The organism is Micromonospora sp. NPDC051141 (assembly GCF_044455765.1).
In the GTDB taxonomy this organism is placed as follows: Bacteria; Actinomycetota; Actinomycetes; order Mycobacteriales; family Micromonosporaceae; genus Micromonospora.
Window position 1 is genome coordinate 110486 of record NZ_JBITFD010000003.1, and the last position, 19471, is coordinate 129956.

The following is a 19471-nucleotide window of genomic DNA, read 5'->3' on the forward strand; positions in this document are numbered from 1 at the left end:
CCACGACGCTAGTCGGTTCCCGCCGGACCCGCCTCGTCGCCGCCCCGGCGCGCCGTCCGGCGTGGGACGGCCCGTGCCCGCCCCGTCCCGGGCCCGCCCGGCTGCGGGGGTCGGCCGGTACGGGCGGGTGGACGCGGGCGACCCCGGCGGGCGCCGGAGCGCCGACCCGGATGACCGGCGGCCCGGGTGCCGCCCCGGGCCCGCGCGGGCCGACCGGCGGCATCGGCGGCATCGGTCGCATCGGATGCACCGGTGGGCCCGGGTCCGGGCGGCGGACCGGCGGCCGGGTTACCGGCCCGGTCCGGGCCGGGGCGACCGGTCGCGTCGGTCGCACCGGCGGGTCCGGTGGCCGGCTCGGGCAGGTGACCGGTCGCGTCGGTCACACCGGCGGGTCTGGTGGCCGGCTCGGGCAGGTGACCGGTCGCATCGGTCACACCGGCGGGTCCGGTGGCCGGCTCGGGCAGGTGACCGGTCGCACCAGTCGCACCGGTGGAGCTGGTGGCCGGCTCGGGCAGGCGACCGGTCGCACCGGTCGCATCGGTGGAGCTGGTGGCCGGTTCGGGCCGGCCGCCGGCCGGTCCTCGGCGGAGCCGGCGGCTGCGGGCTGCGGCCTCGGTGATCAGCTCCCCCGGGACGCCGAGGACCCGGGCCAGCCAGACGGACCAGAAGTCGCCGGGAAGCCGGAGTTGGCGCTCCCACCGGGACACCTCGTGCCGGGTGAGCGTGGGCACGCCGGCGGCGGCGCACAGCTCGGCGGCGATCCGCTGCTGGCTCCAGCCGCGGGCGGCCCGTAACTCGGCCAGGAGCGGCCCGAGCTGGCGGGGGCCGGACGGCGGGGACGGGGACATCGGGACCTCCGGGGCGACGGCTCGGTGGCGACGCGGACGCCCGGCCGTGCCGCACCGGCGCGTCGCCGTCGGGCGACCCCCGCGCGGGCCCCCGGGCCGGCCACCCGCCGCCCCACCGCGCTGCCGTCGTTCCTACTCCGGGGGTGCGACGTTCCGGTACCGACCCGTTCGTGGACTGGGAAGGTTCTCGGCACATCGGTCCGGTCCGGCTACAGTCGGTCCGTGGCGCTCGGTCTACCCTCGGTCCTCCCCAACCCCCAGCCGGCCATCGGGGAGCTGATCCGTGACGGCCAACCGACCTTCTCGTTCGAGTTCTTCCCACCGAAGACCGACGCCGGGGAGAAGCTGCTCTGGCAGGCGATCCGCGAGCTGGAGTCGCTGCGTCCCTCGTTCGTCTCGATCACCTACGGCGCCGGCGGCTCGACCCGGGACACCACGGTCGCGGTGACCGAACGGATCGCCACCGAGACCACGCTGCTGCCGATGGCGCACCTCACCGCCGTCAACCACTCGACCGCCGAGCTGCGCCACGTGATCGGCCGGCTGGCCTCGGTCGGGGTGCGCAACGTGCTCGCCGTGCGGGGTGACCCGCCGGGTGACCCGGGTGGCGAGTGGATCGCGCACCCCGAGGGCGTCCGGTACGCCGAGGACCTGGTCCGCGTGGTCCGCGACAGCGGTGACTTCAGCGTCGGCGTGGCCGCCTTCCCGTACAAGCACCCGCGCTCGCCGGACGTGGACAGCGACACCGCGCACTTCGTCCGCAAGTGCCGGGCCGGCGCCGAGTTCGCCATCACCCAGATGTTCTTCGACGCCGACGACTACCTGCGGCTGCGCGACCGGGTCGCCGCCGCCGGCTGCGACACCCCGATCCTCGCCGGGGTGATGCCGGTGACCCAGATCGGCACCATCGCGCGTTCGGTGCAGCTCTCCGGCGCGCCGTTCCCGCGGGCGCTGGCCGAGCGCTTCGAGCGGGTGGCCGACGACCCCGAGGCGGTTCGCCGGCTCGGCGTCGAACAGGCCGGGGAGATGTGCGGGAAGCTCCTGGACGAGGGCGTGCCGGGGATCCACTTCATCACGCTCAACCGGTCCACCGCGACCCGCGAGGTGTGGCAGCGGCTGCGGGCCGACGCTCGGGTGTGACGACCACCCGCCACACACGACACCCGGGCCACCCTTCTACGGTTGATCCGTGGTGGGCACACAGCTGAACTGGGACCAGTACGCGACCGCGTGGGCGCGGCTGCACGGTGGGTTCGATCCCCGCAGCGCCGCGCCGGTGGTGCGCGCCTGGCTGCGCTTCGCCTATCACGTGGGCTTCGTGCTGGGCCGGCTGCGCGTCGGCCCGACCGCGGTGACCGTGTTCGGGGTGCTGCTCTGCTTCTGCGTACCCCTGTCGGTGGGGCGGGCCGGCGACGGGCCGTTCCTGGGCGCGTTGTTCGTGCTGCTGGCCGCCGTGGCGGACAGTGTCGACGGCGCGGTGGCGGTGGCCACCGGCCGCACCACCCGGCTGGGCTACGTCTACGACTCGGTCGCCGACCGGCTCGGCGAGGTGGCCTGGCTGGTCGCGTTCTGGCTGCTCGGTGCGCCCGGCGCGTTGGTCGCGGCGGCCGGCGGCCTGTCCTGGCTGCACGAGTACGTGCGGGCCCGGTCCGTCTCGGCCGGGATGCGGGAGATCGGCGCGGTCACCGTGGGGGAGCGGCCCACCCGGGTCTCGGTGGCCCTGGTCGGGCTGCTGGTCGCCGGGCTCACCGGGCTGATCGACGCCGACCTGACCGCCGGCACCATCACCATGGCCACCACGGTCTGGGTGCTGCTCGCCGGCTTCGGGCTCGGGCAGTTGCTCGCCGCGGTCCGCCGCGCCCTCGTCGACGCCGGCTGACCGCCCGCCGAGGTGTTGAGCGGGGGGCCCGCCCCTACCGAAAACGTTGAGCGGGCCCCCTCCTTACCACGCGGGGCCGATGGCGTCGGCGACTATCTCCGCGGAGAGGGTCACCATGGGGAGGCCGCCGCCGGGGTGGGTGGAGCCGCCGACCAGCCACAGGCCGGCCACCGGGCCCCGGTTGGCCGGGCGCAGCAGCCCGCCCGCGGTGCCGTAGATCGCCCCGCCCGGCGCGCCGGTGGCCGCGTCCAGGTCGGCCGGGGTGCGGATCTCCGAGAACACCAGCCGGTCCCGGACGTCCACGCCGCGCTCGGCCAGCACGTCCAGGATCCGGTCCGCGTACGCCTCGGCCAGCCCCGGCCGCCGCCAGTCCACCGCGTCCGGGGCGGTGCCGTGCCGGGGTGCGTTGACCAGCACGAACCACGCCTCGTGGCCGTCTGGTCGGACCGCCGGGTCGTCGGCGGCGGTGACGAACACGGTCGGGTCGGGCGCCGGGCGGGCCCGTACGCCGCGACCGGGAGCGCCGAACACGGCGTCGAACTCGGCGTCGTAGTCGCGCGGGAAGAAGACGTTGTGGTGGGCCAGCCCGGAGTCGCCGCGCACCCCGAGCAGCAGCACGAAACCGGCCAGGCTGCGGTCGGTGAGCGCGGCCAGCCGGCGCGGGTCGGGCAGCAGGTCCCGGTAGACGGTGAGCGCGTCGGTGTTGGCCACCACCACGTCGGCGGGGACCGGCGCGGCGGACCCGGCGACGCGTACCCCGTGCACCCGGCCGCCGGCCGCGTCGATGCCGGTGACCGCCGCGCCGGTGCGGATCCGCACGCCCAGGTCCAGGCAGCGCGACAGCAGCGCGTCGGCGAGCGTGCCCAGCCCGCCGCGCAGGTACCAGCCGCCGTACGCCAGCTCGGCGTAGGGCACGGCGACCAGCGCGGCCGGCGCGCGGCGCGGGTCGGCGCCGGTGTAGGTGGCGTACCGGTCCAGCAGCATCCGCAGCCGCCGGTCGGACAGGTGGCTGCGGCCCAGCCCGCGCAGCGTGCGGCCGGGACCGATGGCGGCGAGGTCACCCAGCCGCCAGGCCAGCGCGGCCAGGTCACGCGGCGAGTCCACGGTGCGGCGCAGGATGTCCCGGTGCGAGGCCGCCCAGACCCGCTCGGCCCGACGCCACAGCCGCCGCCAGTCGGCGGCGGACCGGTCGCCGAACACGGCGCCGATCCGCGCGGCGAACTCGTCCGGGTCGGCGCACGAGTCCAGTGCGGGACCGCCACCGGGGAAGACGTGCCGCACGATCGGGTCCAGCGGGACCAGGTCGAGGTACTCGTCGAGCTTCGCGCCGGTGGCCTCGAACAGGTCGGAGAAGACCTGCGGCAGGGTGACCAGGCTCGGCCCGGTGTCGAAGCGCCACGCCCCCTCCGGGGTGTGGTGCGTGTAGCGGCCGAGTTTGCCGCCGACCGTGCCGGCCCGTTCCAGGACGGTGACCTCGTGCCCGGTGACCGCGAGCCGGGCGGCGGTGGCGAGCCCGCCCACGCCGGCGCCGATGACCACGATGCGCGCCATGGGGTGCCCCTCCTAGGTGACCGGGCGACCCCGCCAGGTGAGCCGGCGTCGCTTCCGCAGATGGTACGACCGGACGGTCAGCCAACCCAGGACCACGACCGACACGGGGTGCGCCAGCGCGTCGGGCCAGGCCCGACCGCCGGTGGCCCGGGCGCTGACCACGCGTCCCGCGACGCCGGCCAGGTAGGCGCCGACCGCCACCCCGGCCACCGTCGGCGCGCCGGCCACCAGCGCGGCCACGGCCAGCAGCGGCGGCGCGGTGTAGAGCAGGAGCAGCAGGGCCAGCACGACGGCCGCGCCGGCCGGATGCCCGAACGAGGCCCAGAGCGACTTGGTGTAGCCGTCGCGTAGCTGCGGCCAGTCGTCGTACATCCGGCAGGAGGCGAGCCGGGAGCCGTCGGCCAGCGCGATCCGCCCGCCGGATCGTTTCACCGCCCGGGCCAGCTCGATGTCCTCCAGCACCTTGTCGGCCACCGCCGCGTGCCCGCCGGCCCGCAGGTAGCCGGCCCGGTCCACGACCAGGAACTGCCCGCCGGCGGCGGCCAGCGAGGGCCGCCGCGAGCGTTCCATCGCGCGCAGCGGCAGGAACGTCAGCCACAACCACTGCAACAGCGGCTGCACCAGTCGGTCGGCCGCCGTCCGCACCACGATCCGGGGGTACGGCGACAGCAGCGTCGCGCCGGCCGCGCGCAACTCGGTCACCGCCGCCGCGACCGCGTACGGGGTGAGCACCACGTCGGCGTCGACGAACGCCAGCACGGTCGGCTCCGGGTCGACGCGGCTGGCGAGCTGCCAGCAGGCGTGCGGCTTGCCCAGCCAGCCGGGCGGTGGCGCGACGCCGCTGCGCAGCGTGACCCGGGGATCGGCGCCGGCCACCGCGCGGACCACGTCGGCGGTGCCGTCGCCTGACCCGTCGTCGAGCACCACGATCCGCAGCCCGGGCACGCCGCGCTGGGCGAGCAGCGCGCGCAGGCACGGGGTGACCCGCTCGGCCTCGTCGCGCAGCGGCAGCAGCACCGCCACCGGCTCGGTCACCTCGGCCGGGCCGCCGGTCGGGCGGCGTAGCCAGGCGACGGCGTTGACGAGCGTGTGCCCGGTGAGCGCGGCGACCGCCACCACCAGCGCGAGCGCGGCGGTCATGCCGGCGCGTCGACCCGGGGCGCGGGATCCGGGGCGGCGGCGCGGTCGCGTCGGGCCCGCCACAGCACCACCGCCAGCGGCACCGCGGCCACCGCCATGCCGGCCGCGCCCCACAGCGCGGACGCGGGCAGCCGGAGGAAGACCGCGTGCGCCAGCACGCTGGAGGCGTACGTCCAGAGGTAGAGCGCGAACATCGGGCCGTCCCGGCCGTCCGCCCGGTCGACGGACGGCCCGGCCAGCGGGGGCAGCGCGGCGGCGAGCAGCACCGCGAAGCCCAGCCAGCCGAGATAGTTGCTGACCGGGATGCCGGGCAGGCCGGGCAGCGCCGGGGTGGCGTCGAGCCAGGTCCAGTAGCCCTCGGCCACCATCTGCGGGTCGAGGAACAGGTCCCACGCCGCGAGCCCCACCGCCGCGAGCGCGACCCGGGCGGCGCGGGAGCGGGTGAGCCGGACCGCGGTGAGCCACGCCGGCCAGGCCATCCAGGTCCAGGCCAGCGGGATGATCAGTGGCACGCCGGCCAGCTTCGGGCCCAGCTCGCCGGAGTAGTCGTAGCTGCCGAACGGGAACCCGGTGGCCACGCCGAGCGCCTCGACCGCGAACCCGCCGCCGGTGACGAGCGCGACAAGCGCGGCGGCGACCCGGGCGCCCCGGGTGAGCAGCGCGTGGCCGACGGAGAGCAGCCAGCCGAGCACCACGGTGGCCACGGTCAGCCCGGCGCGGGTCGTGCCGCCGGTGAGCGGGTAGCAGATCTGGGCGAGGACCAGCACGGCCAGCAGCGCCCAGGGCACCCGGGCGCGGCTCATGTCGTCCCCGGCTCGGGGGCGGGCAGCGGCAGGTCCCGGCCGAGCACGCCGAACGGCCGCTCGTCGCCGGGGAAGTGGAAGTGCCGCAGCACGTCGACGAAGCCGAACCGGCGGTAGAGCCGCCACGCCCGCGACGCCTGCTCGTCCGCCTCCGGGGTGGAGAGCAGCGTGGTGTCGCCCTCGGCCATGGTGAGCAGCGCGCGGAGCTGACGGGCGCCCACACCGTGCCCCTGCGCGGGCGGGCGGACGTGCAGCTCGACCACCTCGAACGGGCGGGCCAGCCAGCGTTGCCGGGCCTGCGCGTTCAACGCCCGGTACACCTGGTCGTGCCACCACTGGCCGGTGGCGCCGAGGTAGCCGTACCCGAAGCCGGCCAGGTGCCCCTCGGTGGTCAGGCTGGCGACGGCCCGGAACCCGGGCCGGCGGACGTGGGTGGCGATGTAGCCGCGCCGGGCCTCCAGCAGGTCGGCGCGGTAGCCCATCGCCTCGCCGTAGACGGCGACCACGTCGTCCAGTCGCCGGACCAGGTCGTTCGGCGTCCACCGCACCAGCCTCATGCGTTCCCTCTCGCGGAGTCGGGGTCGCCCTCGGCGGCGACCCAGCCGAGCACCGTACGGTCGCCGCGGACGTCGCCCACCGCGAACCGCGCGAACAGTTCCTCCGCGTACCAGCCCTCGGTGGGGGTACGGGTGATCGCGGCGCGGTGCTCGGGGGAACGGTACGCGAACGCGACGAGGTCCGCCGGATCACGCCACACGCTCACCGTGCCCTGCCAGCCCAGCGGCGCCTCGCCGACGCCGAACCGGGCGAGCAGCCCCGGCGCGGCGTGCAGCTCACCGGCGACCGGCGGGATGGCCCGCCAGAACGTGGCCGCCCGACGGGCCCGCAGTCGGGCCCGGGTCAGCGCCAGCACCGGCCCGGTGACCCGGCCGCCGGTCGGGGTGCCGAACGGCTCCCGGCCGGACCACCGGCCCCGACTGGTCAGCGGGCGCAGGTCCACCCGCACGGCGGCGTCGGCGATCCGGGCCCAGGAGCGGGCGACCGGGGAGGCGTCGAAGCGGTCCGCGTCGGCCGGGGAGTCCCAGACCACCAGCGCGGCCCACCGGGTCAGGTCGGCGTCGCCCGGCCCGAAGCCGGTGCCGGTCCCGGTGCCGAGCAGCTTGGCGAAGCGGACGCCGGACAGCCGGCGCAGCCGCGCCGGGTGGGTCGCCATCCGGGCCAGCGCCCCGGGCACGGCCCGCCGGGGGACGCGCCACACGTGCAGCGTGACCAGGTCGGGGTTCACGCCACCCCGGCCGGGTCGCCGCCGGTGATCCGCAGCAGTTCCGCGTACGTGGTGGGGAAGACCGCCTGTGGCACGCCGCCGGCCGCCCACAGCTCCGGGTACCCCTCGAGGGCGGTGTCGACAAGGGTGCGCAGCGGCCCGGGGTGGCCGATCGGGGCGACCCCGCCGATCACCTGCCCGGTGTGCCGCCTGACGAAGTCGGGGGTGGCCCGGCGCAGGTGGGTCACGCCCAGCGTGGCGGCCAGCTTGGCGGTGTCCACCCGGTGCGCGCCGGAGGTGAGCACCAGCAGCGGCTTGCCGTCCGCGTCGAAGACCAGCGAGTTGGCGATGGCGCCGACGTCGACGCCGAGCGCCGCCGCCGCCGCGGCGGCGGTGTGCACCGCCTCGGGCAGCAGCCGGACGGCGCTGGCCCGGCCGGACCCGTCCCGTGCTCCCGCGTCGTCGAGCGCCCGCTGCACCGCCCGCACGTTCGGATGTGGCTGTGACTGCATGCCCCGATTCTGCCCCCACCCGGTCCCCGGCCGGACCCGGGTGCGTTGATCATGAGGTTGGCGGTGTCGCCCCTCGGTGGGTCGGACCGTCGACCTCGGGATCGACCGGTGGGTGGCGGGTGGCGTGCGGGTGCGGGTTCGGGGTGCGGGTGTGGAGCAGGGCCTGGATGCCGTCGAGGATGCGGGCCAGGCCGAAGTCCAGGGTGGGGTCGGGGGTGGTGGGGGAGTCGCGGGCGGGGGCGGTGGACAGGGGGGCGGGGTCGGGTCGGGGGGCGGGGTCGGACAGGGCGGCGGCGAGGGCCGGGAAACGGTCCTCGCGGCCGTGCACCAGCGCGGCGAACGCCGCCTCCCGGCCGGACCCGGGCGGGAGGCCGGCCAGGTTGCGGGCGTGCCCGACCAGCAGCGTGGCCACGTCGAGCCGCTCGGACGCGGTGAGCCCGGTGCCGGCGAGCGCGGCGACGACGCGCTCCACCCAGGCCAGCTCGTTCGGGCCGGGCAGCCGCGCGCCGACGGCCGCCGCCTGCGCCCAGGGATGCCGGCGGAACCGCTCGACCAGCCGCCGGGTCCAGTCGTCGAGCTGCCCGCGCCAGCCCGCCCCGGCCGGCGCCGGCACACCGGGCGCGGCCCGGTCGGGGCGCGGGGCCGGCGTCGGCTCACCCCGCGTCCCCGCCGGTGCGTCGGGTGCGCCCGGGTCGACGGCCGGGGCCGGGGGTGGCTCGCCCAGCGCCGCGTCCAGCATCAGGGCGACCAGCTCGGCCCGGCCCGGCACGTAGCGGTAGAGCGCCATCTTGGTCACCGCCAGCGACTCGGCGACCCGCTGCATGGTCAGCCCGTCGAGCCCGTCCGCGTCGGCGACGGCGATGCCGGCGCGGGCCACGACGGCGGGGGAGAGCGTGGGACGCGGCCCGCGCCGGGGCCCGACGGGCGTGCCCCAGAGCAACTCGAACAGCCGCTTCTTGTCGACCCCACCGGTCCCCACGAGTTCATCCTCCCCGGCATCCGTCCGTCAGCGGAGAAGATACGGCCCGGGAGCCGGGCCAGCCCGGGGTGGCCCGGACCCGGCCGGCGGCGTCCACCAGCAGGGCCGCGTACCCGTCCAGGGTGGCCAGCCAGTCCAGCGCGTCCGCGCCGCGGGCGACGGCCGCGGTCGCGTACACGTCGGCCCAGAGCAGGTCGGGACCGACCACGGTGACCGACCGGACCGCCTCGGCGGGCCGCCCGGCGCGCGGGTCGGTGATGTGCGCGCCGCGCCGCGCGGTGCCGGAGGTGGCGACCGCGCCGGCGGCCCGCTCGACCACGTCGAGCACCAGGTCCGGCCGGTCGGGGTCCTCGATCCCGATCCGCCAGGCCGGCCGGCCCGGCCCGGCCCGCAGCAGCACGTCCCCGCCGGCGTTCAGGCACAGGTCGTGGTCGGCCAGGTCGGTCAGGTGCCGGGCGGCCCGTTCCACCGCCCAGCCCTTGACCAGGCCGGACGGGTCGTAGCCGGTGCCGCCCCGCGGCAGCGGCAGGCGGCGGGCGTCGAACCAGCCGCCGGTCCGCACGCGCGCCGTCTCGCAGAGCCCGGCCACCTCGCGCACCAGCGGGTCGGCGGTGGCCGCCGGACCGGGCGGCGCGCCGCGCAGGCGGCCCAGCACGCTGTCCGGCCGGTACGTGCTGAACACCGCGTCGACCGCGCGCAGCTCGGCGAAGAGCCGGGCCACCCGCTCCTCGACCGCCCCGGTACGCACCCGCGGGCCGCGCAGGTGCACGCTGACCGGCAGGCCCATCACCTGGGCCACCCAGGCCCGCCGGTCGCTCATCCGAGGTGCGCCGCGTCGATGGCGGACTGGAGCGACTCCCGGTAGCCGTCGCTGGTGACGGTGGCTCCGGAGACGCTGTCGATCCGGGCGCTCTGCGCCGCGAGCGCCTCCTGCCGCAGGATCGGCACCGCGTAGTCGTTGATCTCCTGGTCCCGCCGGTTGCCGTCGGGCACCTGCACGGCGGTGACGTCGGTGATCTTCCCGCCGGAGACGGTGATCCTCACCTGCACCGGTCCCCACCGGGTCTGCGCCACCGACCCGGTGGCCGTGCCGCTGTCGCCGCTGTCGCCGGTGCCGCCGTCGGTGGTGGCGCCGCCCGCGGACGGGTCGGCGCCGGCGCCGCCGTCCGTGCCGCTCCACGAGCCGCCGCTCGGATCGGTCCCGGCCGCGACCGCTCCGCTCTCCCCGGCGCCCATGGTGCTGGTCCGGTAGCTGAACAGCAGCACCACCGCGGCCACGGTGGACAGCAGCCAGATGGTGATCCGTCGCACGGATCCTCCCTTCGCGCCTGTCACCAGGCGAAACGTTCGTGATGGACGTGCGCGTCGGGCACTCCGGCCGCGCGGGTCGCGGCGCGGACGGCGTCGACCCAGCCGTCCGGGCCGCAGAGGAAGACGTCGTGTCCGGCCACGTCGGGGGAGAGCCGGCGCAACGCCTCGGCCTCGGCGAGCCCCTCGGCGTACGCCGGCAGCCAGGACGGCCGCGCCGCCCGGGGGCCGACCAGGTGGTGCACCACCAGCCCGCGCTCCGCGACGAGCCGGTCCAGCTCGGCGGAGAAGGCCAGGTCCTCCCCGGTACGCGTGCGGTAGGCGAGCACCGCCTGCCCCGGCGCGTACGGCAGCTCCCACAGCAACGCCAGCAGCGGCGTGAGGCCGACGCCGCAGGCCAACATGGTGATCCCGCCGCCCCGCCAGTGCTGCCCGGTGAGCCGCCCGTACGGCCCCTCGATCAGCACCCGGGTGCCGGGGCGCAGGGCGGCCACCCGGGCGCTGTCGTCGCCCAGGTCCTTGACCGTGATCCGCATCAGGCCGTCGCGCGGCGGCGCGGACAGCGAGTACGGGTGGGCCCGGGACCAGCCCGGCCCGTCCAGGAACCGCCAGAGCAGGAACTGCCCGGCCCGGACCGGCAGCCGGTGCAGGTCCCGCCCGCGCAGCCAGACCGAGGTGACCCCGGGCGCCTCGGGCACCACCGCGGCCACCTCGATCCGGTGCCGCAGCGAGCGCCAGGCCGGCAGGCCGAGCCGCCAGATCAGCACGCTGGCCAGCGCCAGCAGGTAGACCGTCCACCAGTAGGCGCGGGCGAGCGGCGAGGCGACGAAGTCGGCGCCGGTCCAGAGCTGGTGCGGCAGCGCCAGCGCGACGCCCAGGTAGGCGTAGAGGTGCAGCAGGTGCCAGGACTCGTAGCGCAGCCGCCGTCGGGCCGCGCGGACCGAGGTGACCACCACCAGCACCAGCAGCGCCAGCGCCGCGGTGGCCAACAGCATCCCCGGGTACGTGACGACCAGGTCCCAGGCTTCGGCGAGCACCCCCTGACGGGCGGCGCCGGCGTACCCGGGGACGGTCAGCAGCACGTGCGCCAGGAGCAGGTGGAACGAGGTGAAACCGGCGAGCCGGTGCCAACGGGCGATCCGGTCCTGGCCGAAGCGACGCTCCAGCAGGGGCACCCGGGCCATCAGCACCACCTGGATCAGCATCAGGTCGGCGCTGACCAGGCCGGTGAGCCGGCCGAGCGAGGTGAGTCCGGGGGCCGCGCCGGCCAGCAGCTCCTGTACGCCGCGGTCGGCGGTCCAGAGGGCGGTGACGACCAGCAGGCTGAGCGCCGCGAGGCCGCCGGCGACGTCGGCCCACCAGGCGGGGGCGGCCGGCGGGGTGCGGCGCACCGTGCGTCGGCCGGCCACGGTGGCGGTCACCGGAAGAGCTTTTCGGTACGGCTGACGTTCATGGGGGTAACCCTGGTCCGACGAGTTCCGGGCCGCCTTTGCCGCGGCTGTGCGCCGGCTGGGAATCCGGCCGCCCACCCGGCGTGTCCCGGGCACGTCACACGTTGCGTTTTCGTCGGTGGGGAGGTGTACTGTCAGGGTAGTTAGAACGAGTGTTCGATTGGATCGCGTTTGACGCGGGTCGCGGTTGACCCGCTCCGCACGCGCTCGGGTCGTCCACCCGTTCCCCAGCTCCGGAAGCGGTGTTTCGCGGCGCCGACTTCCGGACAAGGTGCGGCTCCGCGGGCCGCACCGGGCTTCGGACAGTCGCGAGTCCGAGCCCGTCAGGCAGGTCGTCGCCCGCCGCCCACGACCCCCGGGCGGCGGGCGACGGACCCGCCGGCACGCCGGCCGGGTGTGGGTGTGGGGAAGCGTCCACATCCGGCCGGCCGCCACCTGAGGTGCGTCTTCCTCCGCACCGACCGCTCCGGGCGACCGGGCGACGGTTCCCCCGTCGCGCGACCGCCCGCCCCGGCCACACGCGGAGGAGAGACCCATGCCGACCAGTCCGGCCCAGGCGCCCACGGTGCCCGCGCACGTGCTGCCGCACCGCACCCCCGCCCAGTTGCTCGCGGTGGCCCGCGAGGGGTTGGCCGAGGCCGCCCGCACCCGCCCCGACGGTCTCCGGTACGCCGCCGCCCATCTCGCGGCGCTGCGCGCCGCCGCCGCCGTGCTGGCCGCCCGGGCCCGGCCCGCGCCCACCCGGCGTAACCGGATCACCAGCGTCTGGGTGCTGCTCGCCACCGTCGCCCCCGAGTTGGACGAGTGGGCCGCCTACTTCGCCGCCGGCGCCGGCAAGCGAGCCGCCGCCGAGGCCGGCATCCCCCGGGTGGTCACCGCCCGGGAGGCCGACGACCTGCTCCGGGCCGCCGAACAGTTCGTGACCGTGGTGGAGACCGCGCTCGGCCGGCCGCACCAGCCGGCACTCGACGGCCTGCCCCGGCCCCTGCACCTCGGCGGCTCCGACACCGCGCCGCGCTCCGGGTCGGCTGCCGCGCCGCGAGCCGGGTCGGCTGCCGCGCCGCGAGCCGGGTCGGCTGCCGCGCCGCGAGCCGGGGCGGCAGCCGCCTGAAGTCGTGGCGTCCGGCCGCCATCGGCGGGACCCGGGGGGCCGGACGCCGCACCACACGGTCCAGCGCACCACATGATCCACAGCACCAACCACGGGCCGGCCCGTGGCGAAACACGACGGGGGGTTGGTCCGATGGCGGGCCGCATGGTGGTCGGCTCCGCCGCCCTGGCCGAACTGGTGCGTCCGGCGAGCGCGCCCGACGCGGCCGGTGGCCACCGGGTGCTCCCCGTCCGGGCCGAGCTGACCGGGCTGCTGCCCAACCGTGGGCTGCGCCGCGGCAGCACCGTTGCGGTCGGCGTCGGCCGACCCCGGCACAGCGGCGCCACCTCGCTGATCCTCGCGCTGCTCGCCGAGGCGTCCCGGGCCGGCTCGTGGTGCGCCGTGGTCGGCGTGCCCACGTTCGGGGCCGGCGCGGCGGCCGAGGCGGGGATCGCCCTGGACCGGCTCGCCCTGGTGCCCGATCCCGGGCCGGAGTGGCCCACCGTCGTCGCCGCGCTCATCGACGGGGTCGACGTGGTGGTCACCGCCGTGCCGGCCGCGGTCGCCGCCTCGGTCGCCACCCGGCTGGCCGCCCGGGCCCGGCAACGTGGCAGCGTGCTGGTCCCGTACGGCCGGTGGGACGGTGCGGACGTGACGCTCCAGGTGGTCCGGGGCGTCTGGCAGGGGCTCGGTCCGGGGCGCGGGCGGCTGCGCCGCCGCGAGGTGACCGTCTCGGCCCGTGGCCGGGGCGCCGCCGCCCGACCCAAGGAGATCAAGGTGTGGCTGCCCGGCGACGAGCTGACCCGGGTGATCCCCCGCTCGGCCGGGTCCGGCGCCCCCGCCGCCCCGGGCCGCCGGCTGCGCGTGGTCGCCCCGGTGGCCGGGCCGTGAGCGCTCCGGCGCGGGCGCTGCTGCTGTGGTGCCCGGACTGGCCCGTCCTCGCCGCCGAGATCGTCGACGGCGTGCCCGCCACCGACCCGGTCGTGGTGCTGCACGCCAACCGGGTGGTGGCCTGCTCCGAGCGGGCCCGGGCCGAGGGGATCCGGCGCGGGCTACGCCGGCGGGAGGCCCAGGGACGCTGCCCGCAGGTCACCGTGGTCGACCACGATCCCGGGCGGGACGCGCGGGCGTTCGAGCCGGTGGTGGCCGCCGTCGAGGAGGTGGTCGCCGGCGTCGAGGTGATCCGTCCCGGCGCCTGCGCGACCGCCGCCCGGGGGCCGAGCCGCTACCTCGGCGGTGAGGAGGCGGCGGCCGAACGGATCGTCGAGCACGTGGCCCAGAGCTGCGCGGTGGAGAGCCAGGTCGGCATCGCCGACGGGGTCTTCGCGGCCGGCCTGGCCGCCCGGGAGGGGCGGATCGTGCCCCCGGGCGGCACCGCGGCGTTCCTGGCCACCCGTCCGGTGGAGGCGCTCGGCCGGCCCGCCCTGGTCGACCTGCTGCGCCGCCTCGGCGTACGCACCCTCGGTGACTTCGCCGCGCTGCCCGCCGGGGACGTCCTGGCCCGGTTCGGCTTCGACGGGGCGCTGGCGCACCGGCTCGCCGCCGGGCGGGACGACCGACCGCTCGCGGTCCGGCAACCGCCCGCCGACCTGACCGTCACCGCCGAGCACGACGAGCCGATCGACCGGGTCGACGCCGCCGCGTTCGCCGCGCGGACGCTGGCCGAGCGACTGCACGAGCGGCTCGCCGCGTACGGGCTGGCCTGCACCCGGCTCGGGATCGAGGCGGTCACCGCGCACGGCCAGGAACTGCACCGGGTCTGGCGGCACGACGGTCTGCTGACCGCCGCGGCCATCGCCGACCGGGTCCGTTGGCAGCTCGACGGGTGGCTCTCCGGCAGCAACGGCCGGGGTGGGGCCCGTCCGGCCCGCCCGACCGCCGGCATCATCCGGCTGCGGCTGGTGCCGGACGGGGTGCTCGCCCAGGCCGGCCTGCAACCGGGGCTGTGGGGGGAGACCGGCGCGGAGCGGGAGCGGGCGCACCGCGCGTTGAACCGGGTGCAGGGCATCCTCGGTCCCGAGGCGGTGGTCACCGCCGTCCTGGGCGGGGGGCGCTCCCCGGCCGACCAGGTGCGTCTGGTCCCGTGGGGCGACGAGCGGGTGCCCGCCCGTCCCGGCCCGCCACCGCTGCCGGCCCTCCCGCCGCCGGGTGCCGCGCCATCCGTTCCGTCCACCGTGCCGGCTTCGGTCGTTGCGCCGGCTCCCCCCGTGCCGGAGCCGTCCTCCGTGTCCGCCCCCGCGCCGGTCGGGTCCGCTGGTTCGGGACGGGCGGCGGTGCGGGCCGGTCGTCGGACCGGCCGGGCCAGGGCGGTGTCCGAGCCGCCGTGGCCGGGGCGGATCCCCCCGCCGGCGCCGGCCGTGGTGCTGCCCACCCCGCTGGCGGCCGAGGTGCACGACGCGGCGGGGGAACCGGTCGTGGTGAGCGCCCGGCTGGCGGTCAGCGCGGCGCCGGCCCGGCTGACCGTGGGCACCGGCCGGCCGGCCGAGATCTCCGGGTGGGCCGGCCCGTGGCCGGTGGACGAGCGCTGGTGGGCGCCGGCCGAGGCGCGTCGCCGGGCCCGGTTCCAGGTCTGCCTGGTCGACGGCACGGCACTGCTGCTCGCCGTCGAGGGCGGGCAGTGGCTGGTGGAGGCGATCTATGACTGAGCGGCCCGCCCCGGCCCGGTGGCGTGCCGCCGTGCCGCGCCGACTTCCGCTCGCCGGAGGCTACGAACTTGATGGCGTAAACGGATCGCGGCACCCTGCTGCTGCCGTGCCTGCCGTGCCTGCCGTGCCTGCCGTGCCTGCCGTCGCTGTCGCCGTGACCCGTCCGTGCCATCAAGTTTGTAGGCAATCGTGGGTCGGCCTTCGGACGATGCGTCTGGTCGGCACGGGAGATCTTGGAAGCTTGTGGCCCTCCGGGGGGCCGGCTTCTTCCAAGATCTCGGCAGACCGCGGGCGGGGGAGCGGGCGGGGGAGCACGGGGTGAGCTTCCACAACCCGAAGATGCCCTGGACGACGCTGGAGCGGGTGCTCTCCGGGCGGGCGAACGGCGAGGGCGCCCGGGGTGAGCGGCACCTGCACGTGGTGGACCCGCAGGTGGTGGACCTGCAGGTGGTGGACCCGCTCGCGGTCGACGCCGACGGCGGTGACGCCCCGGCCTGGAGCCGCAGACGTGCGGAGTACCGGCCGCCGGAGCTGACCCGCCCGGACGGCACGGTGCCCTACGCGGAGCTGCACGCGCACTCCAACTTCAGTTTCCTCGACGGGGCCAGCCATCCCGAGGAGATGGCCGAGGAGGCGGCCCGGCTGGGGCTCACCGCGCTCGCCGTCACCGACCACGACGGCTTCTACGGCGTGGTGCGCTTCGCCGAGGCGGCCCGTGCGCTGCGGCTGCCGACGATCTTCGGGGCGGAGCTGTCGCTCGGGCTGCCCGGCCCGCAGAACGGCGAACCCGACCCGCTCGGCCGGCACCTGCTGGTGCTCGCGCACGGCCACGAGGGGTACGCGCGCCTCGCCGCCACCATCTCGCGGGCCCAGTTGCGCGGCGGGGAGAAGGGCCGCCCGGTCTACGGCGAGCTGGAGCAGATCGCCGCCGAGCTGAGGGACCACGTGCTGGTGCTCACCGGCTGCCGCAAGGGGCACGTGCCGGCCGCACTGCTCACCGACGGGGTCGACGCGGCGGCCCGGGAACTGGACCGGTTGACCGCGTTGTTCGGCGCGGAGACGGTGGCGGTGGAGCTGACCGACCACGGCCACCCGGTCGACGCCGACCGCAACGACGCGCTGGCCGCGCTGGCCGCCGCTGCCGGGCTGCCCACGGTGGCCACCAACAACGTGCACTACGCCACGCCGGGGCGACGTCGGCTGGCCACCACCCTGGCGGCGGTGCGGGCCCGGCGCAGCCTGGACGAGATCGACGGCTGGCTGCCCGCCGCGGCCACCGCCCACCTGCGCAGCGGCGCGGAGATGGCGGCGCGGTTCGCCGCGTACCCGGGGGCGGTGGCGCGGTCCGCCGAGTTCGGCGCGGAACTCGCGTTCGACCTGCACCTGGTCGCGCCGCACCTGCCGGCGTACCCGGTGCCGGCCGGGCACACGGAGATGAGCTGGCTGCGGCGGCTGACCATGGACGGCGCCCGGGAGCGCTACGGCCCGCCCGAGGCGCACCCGGAGGCGTACGCGCAGTTGGAGCACGAGCTGCGGATGATCGACGAGCTGGGCTTCCCCGGCTACTTCCTGGTGGTCTACGACATCGTCACGTTCTGCCGGCAGCAGGACATCTACTGCCAGGGGCGGGGCTCGGCGGCCAACTCGGCGGTCTGCTACGCGCTGCGCATCACCAACGTGGACGCGGTCCGGCACCGGCTGCTGTTCGAGCGGTTCCTCGCCCCGGAACGGGACGGCCCACCCGACATCGACGTGGACATCGAGTCCGACCGGCGGGAGGAGGTGATCCAGCACGTCTACGCCCGCTACGGCCGGGAGCACACCGCCCAGGTCGCCAACGTCATCTCGTACCGGCCCCGGTCGGCGGTGCGGGACGTGGCGAAGGCGTTCGGCTTCTCGCCCGGCCAGCAGGACGCCTGGAGCAAGCAGATCGACAGGTGGGGCTCGGTCGCCGCGGTCGACGTGGCGGACATCCCCGAGCAGGTGGTCGCGTACGCGAACGAGTTGCAGACATTCCCCCGGCACCTGGGCATCCACTCCGGCGGCATGGTGATCTGCGACCGGCCGGTGATCGAGGTGTGCCCGGTGGAGTGGGGCCGGATGCCCGGCCGCAGCGTGCTCCAGTGGGACAAGGACGACTGCGCCGCGGTCGGCCTGGTCAAGTTCGACCTGCTCGGCCTCGGCATGCTGTCCGCGCTGCACTACGGCTACGACATGATCGGGATGAGCCTGGACCTGGGCGGGATGACGCTCGACGACCCCGAGGTCTACGACATGCTCTGCCGGGCCGACTCGGTCGGCGTGTTCCAGGTGGAGAGCCGGGCCCAGATGGCCACGCTGCCCCGACTCAGGCCCCGCGAGTTCTACGACCTGGTGGTGGAGGTGGCGCTGATCCGGCCCGGCCCGATCCAGGGCGGCTCGGTGCACCCGTACATCAGGCGCAAGAACGGCCAGGAACCGGTCACCTACGCGCACCCGCTGATGCGCAACGCGCTGGAGAAGACGCTCGGCGTGCCGCTGTTCCAGGAGCAGCTCATGCAGCTCGCCATCGACCTGGCCGGCTTCGACGCGGCCGGCGCGGACCAGTTGCGCCGGGCCATGGGCGCAAAACGCTCGGTGGAGCGGATGGCCCGGATCGCCGACCGGCTCTACGCCGGGATGGCCGAGCGGGGCATCACCGGGGAGCTGGCCGACGACGTCTACCGCAAGCTCACCGCGTTCGCCAGCTACGGCTTCCCGGAGAGTCACGCGATGAGCTTCGCCTACCTGGTCTACGCCAGCTCGTGGCTGAAGCGCTACCACCCGGGCCCGTTCCTGGCCGCGCTGCTCAACGCACAGCCGATGGGCTTCTACTCGCCGCAGACGCTGGCCGACGACGCCCGCCGGCACGGGGTCCAGGTGCGCCGGCCGGACATCAACGCCAGCGGCGCCGGGGCGGTGCTGGAGTCGACGCCGGAGACCCGGTGGGGGAGCCTGCCGGGGGAGCCGCCGCACGCCTGGGGGCTGGGTGGGCCGGCGGTCCGGCTCGGGCTGGGCAGCGTCCGTACCCTCGGCGACGACGCGGCCGAGCGGATCGAGGCGGAGCGGGCCGCGCACGGGCCGTACCGGGACATGCCGGACCTGGCCCGGCGGACCGGTCTGACCGCCGCGCAGCTGGAGGCGCTGGCCACCGCGGACGCGTTCGCCGGCTTCGGGCTGACCCGGCGGCAGGCGCTCTGGGCCGCCGGCGCGGCGGCGCAGGACCGGCCCGGCCGGCTGCCCGGCACGGTGACCGGCGCGGACCCGCCCACGCTGCCCGGCATGGGGGCGGTGGACCGGCTGGTCGCCGACGTCTGGGCCACCGGCCTGTCCCCGGAGAGCCACCCGGCCCGGTTCATCCGGGGCCGGCTGGACGCGCTGGGCGCGGTGCCGATCGCCCGCCTCGGCCAGGTGCCGCCCGGGCAGCGGATCCGGGTCGGCGGGATCGTCACCCACCGGCAGCGGCCGGCGACCGCCGGCGGGGTCACGTTCCTCAACCTGGAGGACGAGACCGGCATGCTCAACGTCACGTGCTCACCGGGGCTGTGGCAGCGCTACCGTCGAATCGCCCGCACCAGCGGCGCGCTGGTGGTGCGGGGCCGGTTGCAGCGGCACGAGGGCGTCACGAACCTCACCGCGGACCGGCTGGACGCGATCGAGCCGCCCGTCACGCCGGCATCCCGGGATTTCCGTTGACCGTAGTGATCCACATTACGGTTTCCCGAGGCCGGACACGGGAGACTCCCGAACACGGGTGGGCAGAGCGGCCCACCCGGGTATGGGGGATGAACCAGATGACCTTTCACAGCACGTACCCCGGTGGCGTGGCCAACGTCCGACGGACCCGGCTCGGCGCCGGGTGGGCGCCCACCCACGAGATCGAGCCGCGCGAGCACCAGGTGACCGACGGCCCGGTGGCCAACGCCCAGCGCTCCCGCGCCGAGGAGGACCCGGCCGGCGGCGGCGAGTCCTGACCCCTAGGC

General features: G+C 76.7%; 17 protein-coding genes and 1 pseudogene. 7 read left to right on the forward strand and 11 right to left on the reverse strand.

The annotated features are described in order from the left end of the window. Nucleotides 1-8 precede the first annotated feature (8 nt). Nucleotides 9-848: a helix-turn-helix domain-containing protein gene (locus ACIA6B_RS05850; RefSeq protein ID WP_396771392.1), complete on the reverse strand. Its 840-nt coding sequence runs from the start codon at nucleotides 846-848 to the stop codon at nucleotides 9-11. A gap of 222 nt (nucleotides 849-1070) precedes the next feature. On the opposite strand from ACIA6B_RS05850, the gene metF reads away from it, so the two are divergent. Together metF and ACIA6B_RS05860 are read left to right on the forward strand one after the other, a co-directional pair. Then, complete coding sequence (metF, locus tag ACIA6B_RS05855) at nucleotides 1071-1988, forward strand: methylenetetrahydrofolate reductase [NAD(P)H] (protein ID WP_396771394.1); 918 nt, start codon at nucleotides 1071-1073, stop codon at nucleotides 1986-1988. 49 nt (nucleotides 1989-2037) lie between these two features. Next, the gene (locus ACIA6B_RS05860) at nucleotides 2038-2727 is read left to right on the forward strand and encodes a CDP-alcohol phosphatidyltransferase family protein (protein WP_396771396.1); all 690 of its coding nucleotides are present in this window, start codon (nucleotides 2038-2040) and stop codon (nucleotides 2725-2727) included. A 63-nt stretch (nucleotides 2728-2790) separates the two neighbouring features. On the opposite strand, the gene ACIA6B_RS05865 is transcribed toward ACIA6B_RS05860, so the two are convergent. Genes ACIA6B_RS05865 through ACIA6B_RS05910 form a run of 10 tightly spaced genes read right to left on the reverse strand, consistent with a single transcriptional unit; the run spans nucleotide 2791 to nucleotide 11705 of the window. Beyond that, nucleotides 2791-4278 (reverse strand): phytoene desaturase family protein, encoded by a 1488-nt coding sequence (locus ACIA6B_RS05865; protein ID WP_396771398.1) that lies wholly within the window; start codon nucleotides 4276-4278, stop codon nucleotides 2791-2793. Between the two features lie 12 nt (nucleotides 4279-4290). After that, a complete protein-coding gene (locus ACIA6B_RS05870) occupies nucleotides 4291-5418 on the reverse strand; it encodes a glycosyltransferase (protein ID WP_396771400.1) in 1128 nt (375 codons plus the stop codon). After that, complete coding sequence (locus ACIA6B_RS05875) at nucleotides 5415-6221, reverse strand: carotenoid biosynthesis protein (RefSeq protein ID WP_396771402.1); 807 nt, start codon at nucleotides 6219-6221, stop codon at nucleotides 5415-5417. Before ACIA6B_RS05875 ends, ACIA6B_RS05870 begins: the two co-directional genes overlap by 4 nt. Beyond that, nucleotides 6218-6778, reverse strand: a complete 561-nt coding sequence (locus tag ACIA6B_RS05880) for an N-acetyltransferase (RefSeq protein ID WP_281936637.1) — start codon at nucleotides 6776-6778, stop codon at nucleotides 6218-6220. Before ACIA6B_RS05880 ends, ACIA6B_RS05875 begins: the two co-directional genes overlap by 4 nt. Beyond that, nucleotides 6775-7506, reverse strand: a complete 732-nt coding sequence (locus ACIA6B_RS05885; protein WP_396771404.1) for a monooxygenase — start codon at nucleotides 7504-7506, stop codon at nucleotides 6775-6777. The genes ACIA6B_RS05880 and ACIA6B_RS05885 overlap by 4 nt, the downstream gene beginning before the upstream one ends. Then, nucleotides 7503-7997 (reverse strand): YbaK/EbsC family protein, encoded by a 495-nt coding sequence (locus tag ACIA6B_RS05890; RefSeq protein WP_396771406.1) that lies wholly within the window; start codon nucleotides 7995-7997, stop codon nucleotides 7503-7505. Before ACIA6B_RS05890 ends, ACIA6B_RS05885 begins: the two co-directional genes overlap by 4 nt. A 49-nt stretch (nucleotides 7998-8046) precedes the next feature. Further along, a complete protein-coding gene (locus tag ACIA6B_RS05895) occupies nucleotides 8047-8976 on the reverse strand; it encodes a TetR/AcrR family transcriptional regulator (protein ID WP_396771408.1) in 930 nt (309 codons plus the stop codon). 4 nt (nucleotides 8977-8980) lie between these two features. Continuing rightward, nucleotides 8981-9796: an FAD:protein FMN transferase gene (locus ACIA6B_RS05900; protein ID WP_396771410.1), complete on the reverse strand. Its 816-nt coding sequence runs from the start codon at nucleotides 9794-9796 to the stop codon at nucleotides 8981-8983. Further along, nucleotides 9793-10287 (reverse strand): FMN-binding protein, encoded by a 495-nt coding sequence (locus ACIA6B_RS05905; protein ID WP_396771411.1) that lies wholly within the window; start codon nucleotides 10285-10287, stop codon nucleotides 9793-9795. The genes ACIA6B_RS05900 and ACIA6B_RS05905 overlap by 4 nt, the downstream gene beginning before the upstream one ends. Before the next feature lie 20 nt (nucleotides 10288-10307). Then, nucleotides 10308-11705 carry a ferric reductase-like transmembrane domain-containing protein gene (locus ACIA6B_RS05910; RefSeq protein WP_396771413.1) on the reverse strand — a complete coding sequence of 466 codons (1398 nt, stop codon included), beginning with the start codon at nucleotides 11703-11705 and terminating at the stop codon, nucleotides 10308-10310. A 565-nt stretch (nucleotides 11706-12270) separates the two neighbouring features. On the opposite strand from ACIA6B_RS05910, the pseudogene ACIA6B_RS05915 reads away from it, so the two are divergent. The 5 genes and pseudogenes from ACIA6B_RS05915 to ACIA6B_RS05935 all read left to right on the forward strand — a co-directional run. Further along, nucleotides 12271-12681, forward strand: a pseudogene (locus ACIA6B_RS05915) (SAV_6107 family HEPN domain-containing protein); the annotation flags it as partial. Between the two features lie 297 nt (nucleotides 12682-12978). Further along, nucleotides 12979-13716 carry a hypothetical protein gene (locus ACIA6B_RS05920; RefSeq protein ID WP_396771415.1) on the forward strand — a complete coding sequence of 246 codons (738 nt, stop codon included), beginning with the start codon at nucleotides 12979-12981 and terminating at the stop codon, nucleotides 13714-13716. After that, the gene (locus ACIA6B_RS05925) at nucleotides 13713-15470 is read left to right on the forward strand and encodes a DNA polymerase Y family protein (RefSeq protein WP_396771417.1); all 1758 of its coding nucleotides are present in this window, start codon (nucleotides 13713-13715) and stop codon (nucleotides 15468-15470) included. The genes ACIA6B_RS05920 and ACIA6B_RS05925 overlap by 4 nt, the downstream gene beginning before the upstream one ends. 318 nt (nucleotides 15471-15788) lie before the next feature. After that, complete coding sequence (locus ACIA6B_RS05930) at nucleotides 15789-19184, forward strand: error-prone DNA polymerase (RefSeq protein ID WP_396771419.1); 3396 nt, start codon at nucleotides 15789-15791, stop codon at nucleotides 19182-19184. 98 nt (nucleotides 19185-19282) lie between these two features. Further along, nucleotides 19283-19462, forward strand: a complete 180-nt coding sequence (locus ACIA6B_RS05935) for a hypothetical protein (RefSeq protein WP_107162619.1) — start codon at nucleotides 19283-19285, stop codon at nucleotides 19460-19462. Nucleotides 19463-19471: the final 9 nt, after the last annotated feature.